Origin of the sequence: Streptomyces sp. ICC4, assembly GCF_003287915.1 — a bacterium.
Lineage (GTDB): Bacteria > Actinomycetota > Actinomycetes > Streptomycetales > Streptomycetaceae > Streptomyces > Streptomyces tritrimontium.
In genome coordinates this window covers 8,357,950-8,375,334 of sequence record NZ_CP030286.1, presented here as the reverse complement: position 1 = coordinate 8,375,334, position 17,385 = coordinate 8,357,950, and the positions used below count along the sequence as shown (strand labels likewise).

Sequence of the window (17,385 nt, the reverse complement as noted above, 5' to 3'; positions counted from 1 at the left end):
GGGCTACCTTCTTAGGGCTCCGGAGGGGCGGCTGTCCGAACATGCGGGCCACCGGCGGGCGGTGACGGCGTCTCCAGTGCCCCGGTTCCGCCGAGGGGCCGGGTCCCCCCACGCATGAAGGAAGACGACCATGTCTCTGGGCACCTGGCTGAAAGCAGGCGCATCCGCCGCCGCAATGGTTCTCGCGGCGGCACCCGGCGCGACGGCGGCACCCGCGCCCATACCGGACGCCTCCGCAGCGATAGTGACGCTCCGTTACGACGACAGTCGGGCCGGCGGTTGGGAAGCGGCCATCACGGCCGGGGTCGCTTCCTGGAACGCGAACGTCAGCAACGTTCGGCTGGTGGAGGCCGCGCCCGGGGTCCGGGCCGAGATCGTCATCGTGGCCACCACCGGCTGGCCGCAGGCCACCCTCGGTCCGGTCCGTCCCGGACGACAGGTACGAGTCGAACTCGGCGCGCAGGCTGTGAGCCAGGGGTACGACAAGACGCGCATCGCTGCGCACGAGCTGGGCCACAGCCTGGGCCTCCCGGACACCAAGCCGGGGCCGTGCTCCCAGCTGATGTCCGGGTCCAGCCCCGGGACGGCCTGCACCAACGCCGTGCCCAACGCGACCGAGCGGTCCCGCGTGCAGAACGCGTACGCGAACGGACTCGCGGCAACCGTGCCGACCGACGGCAGGGTACTCATCGACGCCCCCTGACCGTCGGGGTCGACGGGTGGGCCGGTGCGGGGCCGTGGCGGGGACGGGACTCCCGGAGGGCCGCCGTGCCGGTCCACTGCCGCGCTTTCATCGGGATGCAGCTTGGGGCGCTTCACCGGGATGAGTTGGCCTGGGTAACGGGGGTGGGGCGGCGGTCCTCCAGCGGGACGATCGGGGACGCCGGCTGGCTCAGGAACACGCGGCGGACCACCCGCTCCGCCGCCTGGCCGTCGTCGTACGTGCAGAAGCGGGCCCGGAAGGACGAGCGCAGCTGCGCCGAGCGCGAGCCCTGCCAGTGGCCCGTCGCGAAGATGTCCACCAGCTCGTCCTCGGTCCGGGCGATCGCGCCCGGGGGGAAGGCCCGCAGGTCGAAGTAGGTGCCGCGGGAGGCCTCGTACGCCTCCCAGTCGTCCGCGTGGATCACGATCGGCCGGTCCAGCGAGGCGTAGTCGAACATCAGCGACGAGTAGTCCGTCACCAACGCGTCCGAGGCCAGGCAGAGTTCCTCCACCGAGGGGTGGGAGGAGACGTCCAGCAGGCGGGGGTGCGGTTCGGGGGAGGCCGAGCCCGCGTACGTCAGGTGCGTGCGGGTCAGGATCGTGTAGCGCGGGCCCAGGTCGCGCAGGATCCGCTCGAAGTCCAGGTGGTCGGGGCGGCTGCGGCGGTAGTCCCGGTGCGTCGGCGCGTAGAGGATCGCCGTGGAGCCCGGCGGGATGCCGAGGCGTTCGCGCAGTTCGAGCACGTCCGCCTGGGTCGCCCGGTGGAAGACGTCGTTGCGCGGGTAGCCGTATTCGAGGGTGGTGTACGAGGACGGGACCGCCTTCTCCCACACCAGGGTGGAGTGGCGGTTAGCCGAGAGCAGGTAGTCCCACTGGTCGGCGCCGCGCAGCAGGCCGGCGAAGTCCGTGGTCGGGGTGGCCGCCGGGCGGTCCTGCAGGTCGAGGCCGACCCGCTTGAGCGGGGTGCCGTGCTGGGTCTGGAGCAGGATCTGCCCCGGGCGCTTGACCAGGGTCCGCTCGAAGTTGACGTTCGTGACCAGGTACGTGGCACGGGCCAGGGCCGTCCAGTACGCCGCCGAGCCCGGGCGCAGGAGGGCCGTTTCGCGGGGGAGCGTCGAGGCGTGCGCCGGATCGCAGATCCACGCCGTCCGCATGCGCGGGGCCAGTTCGCGCAGCTTGGCCTCGATCGCCGCCGGATTGCAGGCGTAGCCGCCGTGCCAGTACGCGGAGAACACCGCCAGTTCGGGGCGCAGGGGCAGCAGGCGCTGCGCACGGTAGTGCAGCCGCAGGGCCGTTTCGCGCAGCCCCCGCCACGCGGTGGCCCCCGCGCGGCCCGCCGCGAGCGAGGCCGAGCGCAGCAGCGACAGCGCGCGGTAGGCGCGCCGCGCGCCCACGCGCATCAGGGCGTGGCGGATCCGGTCGGTGCGGCTCAGGGACAGCGGGCGGGGCCCCGGGACGCGGTAGCGGCGCAGCAGGGCCGAGGCGCGGCCGAAGAACTCGGCCCGGGCGGCGCGCGGGAGCCGGCGCGGGTCCGCGTACAGGGCGCAGAAGTGCTCGGCCATCCGCCGGTGCACGACGGGCCGCCAGCGCTCCAGCTCGGGGCGGGTGGCGAGGTAGCCGAAGACGCGGTCGTACTGGTCGAAGACGTCGAGGTGACGGCGGGTGGAGGTGGTCAGGATCGAGCCCGTGCGGCGCTGGCGGTAGTGGACGCACACCCGGTCCAGGACGGCCACGGACTCCGCCGCCAGGAGCGCCGGATAGGTCCAGGGGGTGTCCTCGTAGAAGCCGGGCGGGAAGGAGAGGCCCTCGCGCTCCGCGTACTCGCGGCGGTACGTCTTGTTCCACACCACCATCAGCATGCCGAGCAGCGCCGGGCGGTCCGCGAGCCGGAAGCTGGCCGGGCCGTCCTCGGAGAGCCGGTGGGAGAGGCTGTTGCGGACCAGTTCGCCGGTCCAGTAGGTGCGCGCGTAGTCGTAGACGAGGACGTCCGGGGAGCCGGTGGCCTTCAGCCGGTCGGTGATGGCTTGCAGGGCGCCGGGGGCGAGGGTGTCGTCGCCGTCGAGGAAGACCAGGTAGTCGCCGGTGGCCCGGGACAGGCCCGCGTTGCGGGCCGGGCCCAGGCCCAGGTTGTGCGCCAGGTGCACGGCGGTCACCCGGGGGTCCCGGGCGGCGTAGTCGTCGATGATCGAACCGCAGGCGTCCGGGGAGGCGTCGTCGACCACGATCAGCTCGAGGTCCGGATACGACTGGGTCAGGACCGAGTCCAGACTCTCCTGGAGGTACGCCTGGACCTTGTACGCGGGCACGATGACGCTGAACCGGGGCACGGCACATCCAGGGGTCGGCGCGGGCATATTGCCCAGGAACCCCCGGCGTGGTGATCGGGTTACGCACGGTGTGGCATTCGGGTTACGCAGCGTCAACAGGGCACGTCAACGCCGTGATCAAAAGCCCGGTCGGGGCGGATCACTTGATCGCCCCCGCCATCACCCCCGACGCGAACTGCCGTTGGAAGGCGAAGAAGACGACGAGCGGCACCACCATCGACAGGAAGGCGCCGGGCGCCAGCACGTCGATGTTGTTCCCGAACTGCCGCACCTGCTGCTGGAGGGCGACCGTGACCGGCGGATGCGCCGAGTCCGCGAAGACCAGCGCGACCAGCATGTCGTTCCACACCCACAGGAACTGGAAGATGCCGAGCGAGGCGACCGCCGGGGCGCCCAGCGGCAGCACCACCCGGGCGAACAGCCGCAGTTCGCCGGCGCCGTCCAGGCGGGCCGCCTCCAGCAGCTCGCGCGGGATCTCGGCGAAGAAGTTGCGCAGCAGGAACACGGCGAACGGCAGCCCGAAGGCGGTGTGGAAGAGCACCACCCCGGCGGTCGTCTCGAACAGCCCGATGGAGCCGAAGAGTTCGGACACCGGGATCAGCGCCACCTGCACGGGGACGACCAGCAGCCCGACCACGATCAGGAACAGCCAGTCCCGGCCGGGGAACTCCAGCCAGGCGAAGGCGTATCCGGCGAACGCGCCCAGCGCCAGGACCAGCAGGGTCGAAGGGACCGCGATGGCCGCCGTGTTGAGCAGCGAACCCGTGACGGTGTCGTTCTCCAGCAGCCGCTCGTAGTTGCCGGCCGTCAGCCGGGAGGGCGCGGACAGCACCTGCCACCAGCCGTCCCGGTTCAGGTCGGTGGGCGAGAGGAAGGAGGACACCAGCAGGCCGAGGGCGGGCAGCAGCCAGAACAGGCCGACGAGGATCAGGAAGACGCGCAGCGTCCCGCCGGCGGCGCGGGAGGCGAGGGACCGGGTGGCGCCCGGTGTGCGCGGTCCCGCCGGTGTGCTCGGTCCGGTCGGTCCGGTCGGTGTGCTCGGCCTCATCGGCGGGCCTCCCGGCGCATGCGGCGGATGTTGTAGACCATGACGGGGAGCACCAGCACCAGCAGCAGCACCGCGATGGCGGAGCCCAGCCCGGGATCGGCGTCCGTGCCGAAGGAGGTCCGGTACAGCTGGAGCGCCAGGACGTTGGCGTCGTCCTGCACCGCGCCCGGCGCGATCACGAAGACCAGGTCGAAGACCTTCATGACGTTGATGACGAGGGTGACGAGCACGACGGCCAGCACGGGCGCCAGCAGCGGCACGGTGATCCGCCGCAGCACCTGCCACTCGCTCGCCCCGTCCACCCGCGCCGCCTCCAGCAGCTCGCGCGGTACGGCGGCCAGCCCGGCCCCGATCAGCACCATCGCGAAACCGGCCCACATCCACACGTACGCCCCGATGACCGCGGGAGTCACCAGCGTCGGGCCGAGCCACTCCACCCCCGCGTACGCCTCCCGGAAGTTCGAGGCGGGCAGCCGCAGCAGCGCCCCGTCGGCCTCCGCGGACAGGGTGAAGGTGCCGTCGGGGCGGGCGGTGGCCGAGTCGACGACCCGGCCGTCCTTGACCGCCTCGATCCGCAGCCCCGCCAGCGCGGACTCGGTGGGGTCGACCGTGTTCGTCGCGCCGCCCCCGCCCCGGGTGAAGTCCTGCCACGCCGTGCCGGTGACCTTGCCGGGCTCGGCGGCGGCGGGCTTCGCCGTGCGGGTCCCCTCGGGCAGGGCCTCCGGGGCGACGCCGACCAGCGGGAGCAGCGCCGCCGCGCCCGCCCGTACCGGATCGCGGGTCACGTACGCGCCGCCGTCGGCCGGGAGCAGCGGGGAGTCCCGGCCCGGCCGGGCCTTGGGGAAGGCCGAGGACTCGGCGAAGGTGTCGTGGACGCCGACCCAGACCGCGTTCGCGACGCCCCGGTCGGGGTCGGCGTCGTAGACGAGCCGGAAGATGATGCCGGCCGCGAGCATGGAGATGGCCATCGGCATGAAGACGACCAGCTTGAACGCCGTTCCCCAGCGCACCCGTTCGGTGAGCACGGCGAAGAGCAGGCCGAGCGCGGTCGCGGTGGCGGGGGCCAGCACCACCCACACCGCGGTGTTGCCCAGGGCGGTGCGGATCGTGTCGTCGCTCAGGATCTCCCGGTAGTTCGCGGCGCCCACGAAGCCGTCGCCGGAGCGGTCGAAGAAGCTGCGGTAGAGCGAGTAGCCGATGGGGTGCACGACGAGCGCGCCGAGCAGGACGAGGGCGGGCAGCAGGAACGCGGCCGCGGTCAGCCGGCGGCGGCGCGCCTCGGCCGACCTCGTGGCCCGGGCGGAGGCGGCTCGGGCGGAGGAGGCCCGGGCGGAGGCGGCTCGGGCGGAGGAGGCCCGGGCGGAGGAGGCCGGGGTGGGATCGCAAGCTACACAGGGTAGACGGTCGGCAGCGTCAGATGGGGATAAGAGACAGGGCGGGTGGGGGCGCCGGTACCGCCACCGCTTCACCGTCGCCCCCACCCGCCTTCGCCGCGATCATCGCCTCCACCGCCTCGCGGTAGTCGTCGCGCAGCGAGTCCATCTCCACTTCCCCCAGCGTCGCCATCAGCGCGTCGGCCAGGTCCAGTTCGGCCTCCCGCACCGACACCTCGCCCTCCGGCGCCACGCCCTCCGGCACCCGGATCTCGTCCGGCCACAGCAGCCCGTGCATCGCGATCACGTCGTCGACGACCCGCAGCATGCCCAGCCGCTCCCGCCCCCGTAGCGCGTACTTGGCGATCGCGACCTTCCGGCTCCGCTTCAGCGCCTCCCGCAGCAGCGTGTACGGCTTCGCCGCCGTCGCCCCGCTCGCCGCGAGGTAGTACGCCGCGTCCATCTGCAACGGATCGATCTGATCGGCGGGCACGAAGGAAACGATCTCGATCGTCTTGGCGGTCGCGATCGGCAGCTGCGCCAGATCCTCGTCCGTGATCGGGATGACCGACCCGTCCGCCTCCTCGTACCCCTTGCCGATCTCGGCGGCCGTCACCTCCTCCCCGTCCAGCTCGCAGACCTTGCGGTAGCGGACACGTCCGCCGTCGCTCACATGGATCTGACGGAAGGAGATCGAGTGGCTCTCGGTGGCGTTCACGAGCTTGATCGGAATGCTGACCAAGCCGAAGGAGATCGCCCCGTTCCATATGGATCGCACGGTTCCTCCTGTTTCATGGCAATCTCATGGTATGACGCCGATCACCATGGTGGAGGGCCGTCGCATCGCGCTCAGCAACCTCGACAAGGTCCTCTACCCGGAGACCGGCTTCACCAAGGGCGAGGTACTCCACTACTACGCCACGGTCGCGGGCTCCCTGCTCGCCCACATCCACGACCGGCCGGTGTCGTTCCTGCGCTATCCGGACGGGCCGGACGGCCAGCTCTTCTTCACGAAGAACCCGCCGCCCGGCACCCCCGACTGGGTGAAGACCACCCCGGTTCCCCGCTCGGAGGACCTCCGGGCCGAACAGGTGGTCGTCGCCGACCTGGCCACCCTGATGTGGGCCGCCAACCTCGTCGTCGAGTTCCACACCCCCCAGTGGCCGGCCGGCGCCCCCGCCCTCGCCGACCGCCTGATCCTCGACCTCGACCCCGGCCCGCCCGCCACCGTCGTCGAATGCTCCGCCGCCGCCCTCTGGCTCCGCCGCCGCCTCGCCGACGACGGCCTCCACGCCTACGCGAAGACCTCCGGCTCCAAGGGCCTCCACCTGGCCGTACCCCTCGAGCCGACCCCCTCCGAGCAGGTGTCGGCGTACGCCAAGACCCTCGCCCAGGAGGCCGAGCGCGAGCTCCCCGACCTGGTCGTGCACCGGATGACCAAGGCGCTGCGCCCCGGCAAGGTCTTCGTCGACCACAGCCAGAACGCCGCCGCCAAGACCACGGCCGCCCCCTACACGCTGCGCGCCCGCGCCCTGCCCACCGTCTCCGCCCCGGTCTCGTGGGCGGAGGTCGAAGCCTGCCGCGATCCCTCTGACCTGGTCTTCCTCGCCGACGACGTCGCGGCCCGGCTGGAGCGCGAGGGCGATCTCTTCGCCCCCCTCCTCGATCCGGACAGGGCGGGGCGGCTGCCGTGATCACCGTCGCGCTCGCCACCGCCGTACGGACCCTGCCCCGCGCGCCCGGTCTCGCGTACGAGCCGAAGTTCGACGGCCACCGCCTCGTCGTCGTGCGGACCCTGGAGGGGGTGAGCCTGCAGGCCCGCTCCGGCCGCATCGTCACCGGCGCCTTCCCCGATCTCGCCGCCGCCGCACGGCGGTTGCCCGCCGGAACCGTGCTCGACGGGGAGGTCGTGGTCTGGCACGCCGGCCGCACCGAATTCGCGCTCGTCCAGCGCCGGGCGGCGGCCGCCTCGGCCGCGCGGGCCGCCGTACTGGCACAGACGCTGCCGGCCTCGTACGCGGCCTTCGACGTACTGGAACTCGCCGGGCTGGACCTGCGCGCCCGCCCGTACGAACGCAGGCGCGCGCTCCTCGTCGACCTCCTCCTGCCCCTGGGCCCGCCGCTCCAGCCGGTCCCGATGACCACGGACCCGGAGCTGGCGCAGACCTGGTACGAGACCCTGCCCGCCAGCGGCATCGAGGGCCTGGTCGTCAAGCGGATGGACCAGCCCTACCCCGCCGGGCGGCGCGGCTGGCAAAAGCTCCGCCACACCAACGTCCGCGACGCGGCGGTGGTCGGCTACACGGGCACCGCCCGCCGCCCGCTGGCCCTGGTCCTGGTCCTGCCGGTCGGGGACGAGACCCCGCTGGTGTCGAGCCCGCTGACGGCGGCGCTCCGGGCCGAGGCGGCGGCGGCCGTGGCCGCACGGGCGCGGCCGGCCGGGGGAGGCGCGGGAGACGGCAGCGGCGGCGGAGACGGGGACGGAGACGGGGACGGGGACGGCGGCGGAGTCGGGGACGGTGGCGGCACGGTCACGGCGATCGGCCTCGGCGAAGTCCCGTTCCACCCGCTGGACCCGCCGCTGACGGCCGAGGTCCGCCACACCTCGACCCGCCACCCCCCGCCGGAGGTGCTGAGGCTGCGGGCGGACATGTGACCCGCCGCGCGAGGCGCGGCGGGTCATGGCCGGTCCAATGGGGTTCGGGTGCTCGGGTGCTCAGGGTTGGCTCAGGTTTGGCTCAGGCGGGTTTGACGCCGCCGAGCGGCGGCACGGTCGGGGGCTTGCGGGGCCGCGGATTGGGATGCTCGTAGCCGGACTCCCGCTCGGCGCGCACGTCCTCCTGATGGCTGGAGGTCCGGGAGCCGAAGTTCCCGTACCCCTGCATCTCGTGCGGACGCAGCCCGCTCTCGGGGAAGTCGACGTACTCCCGCTCCTCGGAGATCTCGCGCACCGCACCGCCGTCGGGCAGGTGGGGCTGGCTCTCGGGAGAGGGGGGTGCGGGCTCGTGCGACCGGACCCGCTTGCCCAGCATGAAACCGCCGAGCAGGAAGCCGACCACGATGAGCCCGACGACCAGGAACCACGCGATGTTGGTCAGAGTTCTGTCCAACGCGAGGAAGGTCAGAGTCGTGTCCATACCTCCTAGTTTCCCGCATTCCAGATAATTCACCCGATCGAGGCCGCCGGATCCGGAACCACGGGCCCCGAACCCGCCGGGATCGGGGCCCACGGGATGGCCCTCAGCCCCTCAGCGGCCCCTCGGAATCCCGCACCCCGCGCACGTCCCGCCCCCCGAGCACCGCCAGGATCTCGGCACAGATCGCCAGCGCGGTCTCCGCCGGGCTCTGGCCGCCGAGGTCCAGGCCGATCGGCCCGTGCACCGTCCGCAGCCGCTCCTCGCCCACCCCGGCCGCGACCAGCCCCTCCCGGCGCCGCGCGGTCGTCTTGCGGGACCCGAGCGCACCGACGTACGGGATCCCGAGCGCGAGCGCGGTGCGCAGCGTGGGCACGTCGAACGCCGGATCATGGCTGAGCATGGCAAGACAGGCGGCGTCCCTCCGCTCCCCGAGCACCTTCTCGGCCTCCCCGACCGAGACGACGGTACTGACGTCCCACCCGAGCAGCCGGGCCTGCGCCTCGATGACCTCGGCGAGCTCCCCGGTCCCGCCGATGACGACGTAGGGGGCCGACGGGTACGCCTCCACGAGCACCAGCCCGGAACCCCCGTACAGCGCGTCCCGCCCGGGCCGCCGCGACCTCAGCAACTCCCCGGCCCGCCGCTCGGAGTCATCGGAGGGGCTGTCCGCCCCCCGCACCACGACACTGACGGCCTGGTCCGCCCGCTCGTTGAGCCGGGTAACGAGCGCGACCCCGACGCCCTGCCCGAGCAGCTCCCACCACTCGGCGGGGATCGCGCCCAGCGGCTGCAGCAGCACCTCGGCCTGCCCGCCGCAGGTCAGCCTCGCCTCGACGGCCTCGCCGGACCCCACCGAGACCTCGCACACCCGAGCCGTCTCCCCGGCCCCCATCGCCGTGGCCTCGGCCACGAGCTCGGCGTCGAACACCCCGCGGTACAGGGCCCCGGCGCACTCCCCGCGCGCGTCCACGAGCACGGCCCCGGCGGGATCCCGCGGCCCGAACCCCTGCTCGGTCACGGGCCGCGCCAGAAACGCGACCCGCCCCTCGGCCAGCCACTGCCGCGCCGTCTCCACCAAGTCACGCATTTCGCGCCGCCCCATCCTCACCGTCAGAGCACGCCACAAAGCACCAGGTCAGCAACACAAAGTGGCCTCCCTGTCCAACCTAGCCACCCAAACCCACGCCCCCCCCCCCCGTCCCGTCTCCACCCGGCACCGGCACCTCGACCTCACCGCGCCCCACGGCGACGGAAGCCACCTCGGGGACAATCGACCCGAGACGTATCCCGACCCGGGGGTGTGGCGTGGATGTCCGATGCACCAACTGCCGCCCCGGCTCCCATCCGGGTGTTCCTCCGCGACGACCACGAGGTCGGCCGGCGCGGCTTGCACGACCTGCTGGACTCCGAGCCCGACATCGAGGTGGTGGGCGAGGCGGCGACGGCCGCCCAGGCCCTGGCCCGGGGGCCCGCGCTCAGGCCGGACGTTGACCCGCCCCGCCTTGATCCGCCCCGCCCCGCCCTGAGCCGATTCCACCGAGGACACGACATGACCGCACCCCGGACCCTCCACCTCAACGCCTTCCTCATGAACGCCGGCCACCACGACGCCGCCTGGCGGCACCCGGCCAGCAGCCCCGAACGGGTCACCGACCTGCGCTACTTCCAGGAGCTGGCCAGGACCGCCGAGCGCGGGCGGCTCGACTCGATCTTCTTCGCCGACGGGCTCGCCCTCTGGGGCAAGGCCCGCTACAACGCCCTCGGCGGGTTCGAGCCGCTCACGCTGCTCTCCGCCATCGCGGCCGTCACCGAGCACATCGGGCTCATCGCGACCGTCTCCACCACCTTCAACGAGCCCTTCCACACCGCCCGGAAGTTCGCCTCCCTCGACCACATCAGCAACGGCCGGGCCGGCTGGAACATCGTGACCTCCGGCACCGTCGACGAGGCCCGCAACTTCAACCAGGACGAGCACCTGGCGCACAACCTCCGCTACGACCGCGCCCGCGAGTTCCTCGACGTGGCCACCAAGCTCTGGGACAGCTGGGAAGACGACGCGATCGTCCTCGACAAGGAAGCCGGCATCTATGCCGACACCGACAAGCTGCACCCCGCCGCCCACCGGGGCGAGTACTTCGGCGTGGCCGGCCCGCTCAACGTCCCCCGCTCCCCGCAGGGCCACCCGCTGCTGGTCCAGGCCGGCTCCTCCGAGGACGGCAAGGAGTTCGCCGCCCAGTACGCCGAGGCCGTCTTCACCGCCCAGCAGACCCTGGCCGACGGCCAGACCTTCTACAAGGACCTCAAGTCGCGGCTCGCCAAGTACGGCCGCGCCGAGGACGACCTCCTCGTCCTGCCGGGCATCGCCCCCGTCATCGGGTCCACCGAAGCCGAGGCCAAGGCCCTGGAGCAGGAGCTCACCGACCTGCAGGTGCCGGAGTACGGGCTCGCCCAGCTCTCCGGGATGCTCGGCACCGACCTCACCGGGCTGCCGCTGGACGGGCCGCTGCCCGACCTCCCCGAGGAGCGGGACATCAACGGCAACAAGAGCCGCTTCACGCTCGTCGCCGAACTCGCCCGCCGCGACGGCCTCACCCTGCGCCAGCTGATCGCCCGCCTCGGTGCCGGCCGCGGCCACCGGGTCTTCGCCGGCACGCCCGAGCAGATCGCCGACCAGCTGGAGGAGTGGTTCACCCAGGGCGCCGCGGACGGCTTCAACATCATGGCGCCCGTCCTGCCCACCGGACTCACCGACTTCGTCGACCAGGTCGTCCCGATCCTCCAGCGCCGCGGCCTCTTCCGCACCGAGTACACCGGCCGGACCCTGCGCGAGAACTACGGGCTGGCCCGGCCCGCCAACCGCCACGCGGGGGCCACGGCGTGAGCTAGTGCTGTGGCCGGGAAGGTTCACCGGGTCGCGGCGCCCGGCACGGCACCTCGCGGCGTTGTCGGACCACGCCGGTACGTCCAGTACGAGGCGTGGTCCTCCGCCCGGGGGCCCCTCCCAGCGGTAGCTGGGGGAGAGGCACCGCACCGAACACCGCGACCCGGCAAACCTTTCCGGCCACAGCACTAGCACGTCACCGACGTGCTCGTCGTCGGCGGCGGGCCCGCCGCCACCTGGGCCGCCCTCGGGGCGGCCCGGGCCGGCGCCTCGGTCGTCCTCGCGGACAAGGGCTACTGCGGCACCAGCGGGGCGACGGCCGCCGGCGGCACCGGCGTCTGGTACGTCCCGCCGGAGCCCGCCGCCCGGGAGGCCGCCATGGCGAGCCGCGAGGGGCTCGGCGGTCACCTCGCCGACCGGCGCTGGATGTCCCGGGTCCTCGACGAGACGTACGACCGGATGAACGAGCTGGCCACCGACGGGCGCTACCCCTTCCCGACCGGCCCCGACGGGCAGCTCCTGCTGGGCGGCCTGCAGGGTCCCGAGTACATGCGCCGCATGCGCGTCCGGATCCGCCGCGCGGGCGTCCGCGTCCTGGACCACAGCCCGGTCACCGAGCTGCTGACCGACGCGGACGGCGCCGTCGCGGGCGCCGCCGGCTACCGCCGCCAGGCCCGCGAGCCCTACCGGGTCCGGGCCGGCGCCGTGGTCCTGGCCACCGGCGGCTGCGCCTTCCTCAGCGGTGCGCTCGGCACCAACACCAACACGGGGGACGGAGCGCTGTTCGCCGCCGAGGCCGGGGCCGAGCTCTCCGGCATGGAGTTCTCCAACTCCTACGGGATCGCCCCCGAGGGCACCTCCGTCACCAAGACGGCCTTCTACACCTTCGCCACCTTCTACCGGGAGGACGGCGAGGTCCTGGAGGGCGCCGCCAGCCTCGGTGGCCGCTCCGTCATCGCCCGCTCCCTCCTCGACGGCGGCCGGGTCTTCGCCCGCCTCGACCGGGCCGACGCCGCCGCGCAGACCGCGATGCGGCTCGCGCAGCCCAACTTCTTCCTCACCTTCGACCGGCTCGGCATCGATCCCTTCACCGACCGCTTCGCGATCACCCTGCTCGCCGAGGGCACCGTCCGCGGCACCGGCGGGATCCGGATCACCGGCGACGACTGCGCCACCGCGGTCCCCGGCCTGTACGCCGCCGGGGACGCGGCCACCCGCGAGGAGATCTGCGGGGGCTTCACCGGAGGCGGCAGCCACAACGCCGCCTGGGCGATGTCCTCGGGCAGCTGGGCGGGGACCGGCGCGGCCGCGCACTCCCGCTCCCTCGCTTCGGGGCGGGCCGCCTTCCGGCCGGTGACCGGGGCCGGCGGAGCGGGGCTGCGCCCGACGGGGAGCCCCGGGCCGGCCGGCGGACACCGGGCGGCCGTGGAACTCGTACAGGGCGAAGTGCTCCCGTACGACAAGAACCACCTCCGCAGCGGCCCCGTCCTCACCGCGTCGCTCCGCGTGCTCGACGCCGCCTGGGCCGAGCTGCGCACCTCCCTGCACGGCGAGGGCGCGGACCTGGTCAAGGCCCGGCAGGCGGCGGCCATGACGGCCCACGCGCGCTGGATGTACGCGGCGGCGCTGGCCCGCACCGAGAGTCGCGGCATGGCCCGCCGGCTCGACCACCCGGAGCAGGACCCGGCGCAGCACCACCGGATCCTGACCGGGGGACTCGACCGGGTGTGGACGCGTCCGGCGGAGTGGGTGGTCGCATGATCGAGCTGATCTCGGCCGAGCGGTGCATCGCCTGTGACAAGTGCGTGGAGGTCTGCCCGACCGACGTGTTCGAGCGGGGGCCGGCGGGGATCCCGGTGCTCGCCCGGCAGGAGGACTGCCAGACCTGCTTCCTGTGCGAGGCCAACTGCCCGGTGGACGCGCTGTTCGTGTCACCGGTCACCCGGCCGCTGCCCGAGGACCCGGCCGTCCGGGACGAGGCCGGACTCGTCGGCCGCGGCCTGCTCGGCAGCTACCGCCGGGAGATCGGCTGGGGCGAGGGGCGCACCCCGGGCGCGCTGCGGGCGGTGGGCCCGCGGCCCGCCCCCTCGAAGGAGGGGAGCGCGGGGCCGCCGATCACCTCCTGAACGCGGGGCCGCGCGTGGGTGGAACCGCGCGTGGGTGGGCCCCGCTCAGACCGTCAGGACGATCTTGCCGCGGGTGCGCCCGGCGGCGCTGAGCTCCCAGGCCTTCGCCGCCTCGGCGAGCGGGAGGGCGTGCTCCACGTTGACGGTGAGCGCGCCCTCGTCCGCGAGCTTGGCCAGGAAGGTCAGGTCGGTGGTGTCCGGGCGGACCCACAGCTCGTGCGCGCCCTGGGCGGCCGCCGTGGGATCGGCGATGGACACCACCCTGTGACGCTCCTTGACCAGGGACTGGAAGGTCGCGACGACGCCGTCGCCGAAGAAGTCGAGGGCCGCGTCCACGCCTTCGGGGGCCAGCGCGCGCACCCGGTCGGCGAGGCCCTCGCCGTACAGGACCGGCTCGGCGCCCAGCGAGCGCAGGTAGTCGTGGTTGTGCTCGCCCGCCGAGCCGATGACGCGCAGGCCGAGCGCGACGGCGATCTGCACGCCCAGCGAGCCGGTGCCGCCGGCGGCGGAGTGGATGAGCACGGTCTCGCCGGCCTTGAGCCCGGCGCGCAGGAGCGACTGGTAGGCGGTGAGCCCGGCCAGCGGGATGCCCGCGGCCTGCTCGAAGGTCAGCGCGCGCGGCTTGCGGGCGAGGGTCCGGACGGGGGCGGCCACCAGCTCGGCGTAGGTGCCGAGTTCCACCCACTCCTTGCGGACGTAGCCGTAGACCTCGTCGCCGACGGCGTAGTCGAAGGTGTCCGGGCCGACGGCCTCGACGATGCCGGAGACGTCCCAGCCGGGTATGACCGGGTAGCGGACTTCGAGGAGCGAGTCGAGGAATCCGGAGGCGAGCTTCCAGTCGACCGGGTTCACCCCGGCGGCCTTGACGCGGACGAGGACCTCGCCGGGGGCGACCTTGGGCTCCGGGACGTCAGCGAGCCCCAGGATGTCGGGGGTTCCGTATGCGGTGTAGGTGATTGCCTTCATGATCGTCCCCAACGGGCCGTCCGGGGGGCGTATTCCGGCGGGGATGAGCTTTTTTCCGGAATCTCCCCTTCCTGAAACGGTTCCGGCCGCGCGGGTCGGGCGGGGGTGCGACAGGCAATCAGGCAGGGGCTCAGGCCATGCGCGGACCCTGGCGCCTCGCCGTGGCGGGTTGCCTGCTGCTGATCCCGCCGGCCGTCGGGCTGGCCCGGATGTACCGCGGCATGCACTACCCCAGTGACGTGGCCGGCGGCCTGCTCAACGGCCCGGCGACCCTGCCGATCACCGGGTGCGCGCTGCTGTACGGGCGGGGGTCCGGGCCGGACCCCGGCCGGTGGGCGCGGCCCCGTACCGTGGAGGGGTGGACACTCTCGGGCCCCGCGGGCCGCACCTCGAATGGACCGTGGTCGAAAGCGACATCGGCCCCCTGCTCCTGGCCGCGACCCCGGAAGGCCTGGTCAAGGTCGAGTTCCACGCCGGGCCGGACCGGGCCGAGAAGATGATCGGCGCACTGGTCTCCCGGCTCGGAGCCGACGCCTGGCGCCCGCCGCCGGGCGGAGAGGTCCTGCTGGCCGAGCCGGTGCGCCAGCTGACCGCGTACTTCGCCGGCACCCTGCGCCGCTTCGAGCTGCCGCTGGACTGGCGGCTCAGTTCCGGCTTCAACCGCCAGGTCCTGCTGGAGCTCGACCGCTCCGTGCCCTACGGGGCGGTCGTGGGGTACGGGGAGCTGGCCGCCCGGGCCGGGCAGCCCGGTGCGGCCCAGGCCGTCGGCAACGCGATGGGCTCGAACCCGCTTCCGCTGGTGGTGGCCTGCCACCGGGTCGTGGAGAACGACGGGGGCATCGGCGGATTCGGCGGCGGCGTCGAGACCAAGCGCCTGCTCCTCGCCCTGGAGGGCGTACTTCCGCGGCCGCTGTTCTGAGCGGGGCCCGCGCCGTGCTCCGCGCGGGCCCCCGCGCGCTCCCGGCAATCCGGTTCCGTCCGCCCGGCCGGGGGTGCGAAACTGCCGCGGTGACCACTCCCCCCGCCGCGCCCGCAGCCCCTCCGCACCCGTGTCAGGGGTGTACCGCGTGAGCACCGCGCCCCGCACCGACCGGCCGGCCGTGCCGGTCACCCCCGCCGACCTGCCCCGGTTGCGGCGCCGCACCTCCGGAGTGCTGATCGCCGGCCAGATCCTCGGCGGCATCGGCGTCCCCATCAGCATCGCGCTGGCCCCGGTGCTGGCCACCGAGGTCAGCGGCACGGAGTCGCTGTCCGGCTTCGCCTCCACCGCCGCGGTGATCGGCACCGCCGTCGTCTCGCTCCCGCTCGCCGCGCTGATGACCGCGCGCGGCCGCCGCCCCGGACTGGTCCTCGCCTACGTGATCGGCGCCGCCGGCGCGGCGCTCGTGGTCCTCGCCGCGGCGGTCAAGAGCTTCCCGCTCCTGATGCTCGGCATGGCCGCCTTCGGAGCGGCGTCCTCCGCCAACCTCCAGGCCCGCTTCGCGGCCGCGGACCTCGCCGAGCCCGACCGCCGGGCACGGGCCATCTCCATGGTCGTCTGGGCCTCCACCATCGGCGCGGTGCTCGGCCCCAACCTCTCCGCCCCCGCCAGCCGGAGCTTCGCCGGCACCTCCATACCCCAGACGGCGGGCCCCTTCGTGTGGGCCGGCGCCGTCTTCCTGCTCACCGCCGCGCTGATCGGCGTACTCCTGCGCCCGGACCCGCTGCTGACGGCCCGGGCGCTGTCCGCGCCCGAGGAGCAGACCCCCGCCGGGCGATCGCTGCGCGCCGGGTTCGCGGCCGTCAAGGCCTCCCCCAGGGCCCGGCTCGCGCTGGTCACCATCGCGGTGTCGCACACCACCATGGTCTCGATCATGGTGATGACCCCGGTCGACCTGGGGCACCACGGAGCCGGGCTCCAGCTCGTCGGGCTGGTCATCAGCGGGCACATCGCCGGCATGTTCGGCTTCTCGCCGGTGATGGGCTGGCTCGCGGACCGGATCGGCCGGCTGTCCGTGATCGGCCTGGCCGCCGGACTGCTGTCGGTCGCCGCGCTCCTCGCGGGCACGGCCGGCGGGAACCACGCGCAGAGCGCCGCCGGCCTCTTCCTGCTCGGCCTCGGCTGGTCCGCCGGCATGGTGTCCGGCTCCGCGCTGCTGACCGACTCCGTGCCCCAGCCCGCGCGTGCCGCCGTACAGGGCCTGGGCGACCTCACGATGAACACGGCCGCCGGTGTGGGCGGCGCCGCCTCCGGCCTGATCATGTCCCAGGCGGGCTACGGCTGGCTCAACGCGGTCGGCGCCGCCCTGCTGCTGCCGATGGCGGCGCTCGCGCTCTTCACCGCCCGCCGCCACCCGGTGAAGGCCGCGGACGGGGCCTGACGGGCCCGGTCGGTCAGTAGCTGATGTGGTAGGCCTTGCGGAGCGTCTCGTGGACGGTCCAGACGGTCTTGTCGCCCTCCCGCAGGACGCAGGCGGAGCCGGGCCCGACCTCGAGGGTCGCGCCGCCCTCCACCTCGATGGTGGCGCGGCCGCTGACCACCACGAACAGCTCGTCCGCCTCGGTGTCGGTGACCACGCCCGGGGTGATCTGCCAGATCCCGCGCACCTGCGAGCCGTCCGGCGCCTCCCACAGCACCTTGCCCGTCACGACGGGCGTGCCGGAGAGGATCTGCGCGGGGTCGAGGTCCTCCACTTCCAGCTCGGAGTCGGGGAGGTCCGCCACGGAGACGGCGAAGGAGGCGGGGGCGTCGCTGTGATCACTGGTGCTCATGGCCCGCCAGCCTAGTTCGGGGTCCCGCGCGCCGGGGGGAGCAGAGCGTCCAGCGCGCGCCCGCCCCACACGTC

The 17,385-nt window shown here is 73.7% G+C and carries 16 protein-coding genes and 1 pseudogene; 9 read left to right on the top strand and 8 right to left on the bottom strand.

Annotated features, from left to right (window positions below; all coding sequences use genetic code 11):
• Positions 1-130 precede the first annotated feature (130 nt).
• The gene (locus DRB89_RS39340; RefSeq protein WP_112450093.1) at positions 131-703 is read left to right on the top strand and encodes a snapalysin family zinc-dependent metalloprotease; all 573 of its coding nucleotides are present in this window, start codon (positions 131-133) and stop codon (positions 701-703) included.
• Between the two features lie 112 nt (positions 704-815).
• On the opposite strand, the gene DRB89_RS39335 is transcribed toward DRB89_RS39340, so the two are convergent.
• From DRB89_RS39335 to DRB89_RS39315, 4 genes and pseudogenes are all read right to left on the bottom strand, one after another.
• Complete coding sequence (locus tag DRB89_RS39335; RefSeq protein ID WP_112463678.1) at positions 816-3,029, bottom strand: bifunctional glycosyltransferase family 2 protein/CDP-glycerol:glycerophosphate glycerophosphotransferase; 2,214 nt, start codon at positions 3,027-3,029, stop codon at positions 816-818.
• Positions 3,030-3,168: 139 nt separating this feature from the next.
• Positions 3,169-4,077: a carbohydrate ABC transporter permease gene (locus tag DRB89_RS39330; RefSeq protein WP_239516602.1), complete on the bottom strand. Its 909-nt coding sequence runs from the start codon at positions 4,075-4,077 to the stop codon at positions 3,169-3,171.
• The gene (locus DRB89_RS39325; protein ID WP_112463948.1) at positions 4,074-5,339 is read right to left on the bottom strand and encodes a sugar ABC transporter permease; all 1,266 of its coding nucleotides are present in this window, start codon (positions 5,337-5,339) and stop codon (positions 4,074-4,076) included. Before DRB89_RS39325 ends, DRB89_RS39330 begins: the two co-directional genes overlap by 4 nt.
• Positions 5,340-5,559: 220 nt before the next feature.
• A pseudogene (locus DRB89_RS39315) lies at positions 5,560-6,228 on the bottom strand (Ku protein); the annotation flags it as partial.
• A 31-nt stretch (positions 6,229-6,259) separates the two neighbouring features.
• Here DRB89_RS39315 and ligD point away from each other — a divergent pair.
• Both ligD and DRB89_RS39305 read left to right on the top strand, forming a co-directional pair.
• Complete coding sequence (gene ligD, locus DRB89_RS39310) at positions 6,260-7,144, top strand: non-homologous end-joining DNA ligase (RefSeq protein WP_112450372.1); 885 nt, start codon at positions 6,260-6,262, stop codon at positions 7,142-7,144.
• Entirely contained in the window at positions 7,144-8,106 is a 963-nt protein-coding gene (locus DRB89_RS39305; protein WP_112453679.1) for an ATP-dependent DNA ligase, read from the top strand. The genes ligD and DRB89_RS39305 overlap by 1 nt, the downstream gene beginning before the upstream one ends.
• Positions 8,107-8,188: 82 nt before the next feature.
• On the opposite strand, the gene DRB89_RS39300 is transcribed toward DRB89_RS39305, so the two are convergent.
• Positions 8,189-8,587, bottom strand: coding sequence for a DUF6479 family protein (locus tag DRB89_RS39300; protein WP_112450373.1), 399 nt, complete (start codon positions 8,585-8,587; stop codon positions 8,189-8,191).
• Positions 8,588-8,690: 103 nt separating this feature from the next.
• Positions 8,691-9,674, bottom strand: coding sequence for an XdhC family protein (locus DRB89_RS39295; protein WP_112450374.1), 984 nt, complete (start codon positions 9,672-9,674; stop codon positions 8,691-8,693).
• 462 nt (positions 9,675-10,136) lie between these two features.
• Here DRB89_RS39295 and DRB89_RS39290 point away from each other — a divergent pair, with 462 nt between their 5' ends.
• From DRB89_RS39290 to DRB89_RS39280, 3 genes are all read left to right on the top strand, one after another.
• Complete coding sequence (locus tag DRB89_RS39290) at positions 10,137-11,468, top strand: LLM class flavin-dependent oxidoreductase (protein WP_112450535.1); 1,332 nt, start codon at positions 10,137-10,139, stop codon at positions 11,466-11,468.
• A gap of 204 nt (positions 11,469-11,672) precedes the next feature.
• The gene (locus DRB89_RS39285; RefSeq protein WP_112450536.1) at positions 11,673-13,229 is read left to right on the top strand and encodes an FAD-binding protein; all 1,557 of its coding nucleotides are present in this window, start codon (positions 11,673-11,675) and stop codon (positions 13,227-13,229) included.
• Positions 13,226-13,594, top strand: a complete 369-nt coding sequence (locus tag DRB89_RS39280) for a ferredoxin family protein (protein ID WP_112450537.1) — start codon at positions 13,226-13,228, stop codon at positions 13,592-13,594. Before DRB89_RS39285 ends, DRB89_RS39280 begins: the two co-directional genes overlap by 4 nt.
• A 45-nt stretch (positions 13,595-13,639) precedes the next feature.
• Here DRB89_RS39280 and DRB89_RS39275 read toward each other — a convergent pair whose 3' ends face one another.
• The gene (locus tag DRB89_RS39275; protein ID WP_112450538.1) at positions 13,640-14,560 is read right to left on the bottom strand and encodes an NADP-dependent oxidoreductase; all 921 of its coding nucleotides are present in this window, start codon (positions 14,558-14,560) and stop codon (positions 13,640-13,642) included.
• Positions 14,561-14,697: 137 nt separating this feature from the next.
• Here DRB89_RS39275 and DRB89_RS45490 point away from each other — a divergent pair, with 137 nt between their 5' ends.
• From DRB89_RS45490 to DRB89_RS39260, 3 genes are all read left to right on the top strand, one after another.
• Positions 14,698-15,060, top strand: coding sequence for a phosphatase PAP2 family protein (locus tag DRB89_RS45490; protein ID WP_239516600.1), 363 nt, complete (start codon positions 14,698-14,700; stop codon positions 15,058-15,060).
• Complete coding sequence (locus DRB89_RS39265; protein ID WP_239516599.1) at positions 14,961-15,479, top strand: methylated-DNA--[protein]-cysteine S-methyltransferase; 519 nt, start codon at positions 14,961-14,963, stop codon at positions 15,477-15,479. Before DRB89_RS45490 ends, DRB89_RS39265 begins: the two co-directional genes overlap by 100 nt.
• Before the next feature lie 148 nt (positions 15,480-15,627).
• Entirely contained in the window at positions 15,628-16,920 is a 1,293-nt protein-coding gene (locus DRB89_RS39260) for an MFS transporter (RefSeq protein ID WP_112454097.1), read from the top strand.
• Between the two features lie 13 nt (positions 16,921-16,933).
• Here the strand turns inward: DRB89_RS39260 and DRB89_RS39255 are convergent, their stop codons facing one another.
• Positions 16,934-17,311 (bottom strand): cupin domain-containing protein, encoded by a 378-nt coding sequence (locus tag DRB89_RS39255; RefSeq protein WP_112452012.1) that lies wholly within the window; start codon positions 17,309-17,311, stop codon positions 16,934-16,936.
• Positions 17,312-17,385 lie beyond the last annotated feature (74 nt).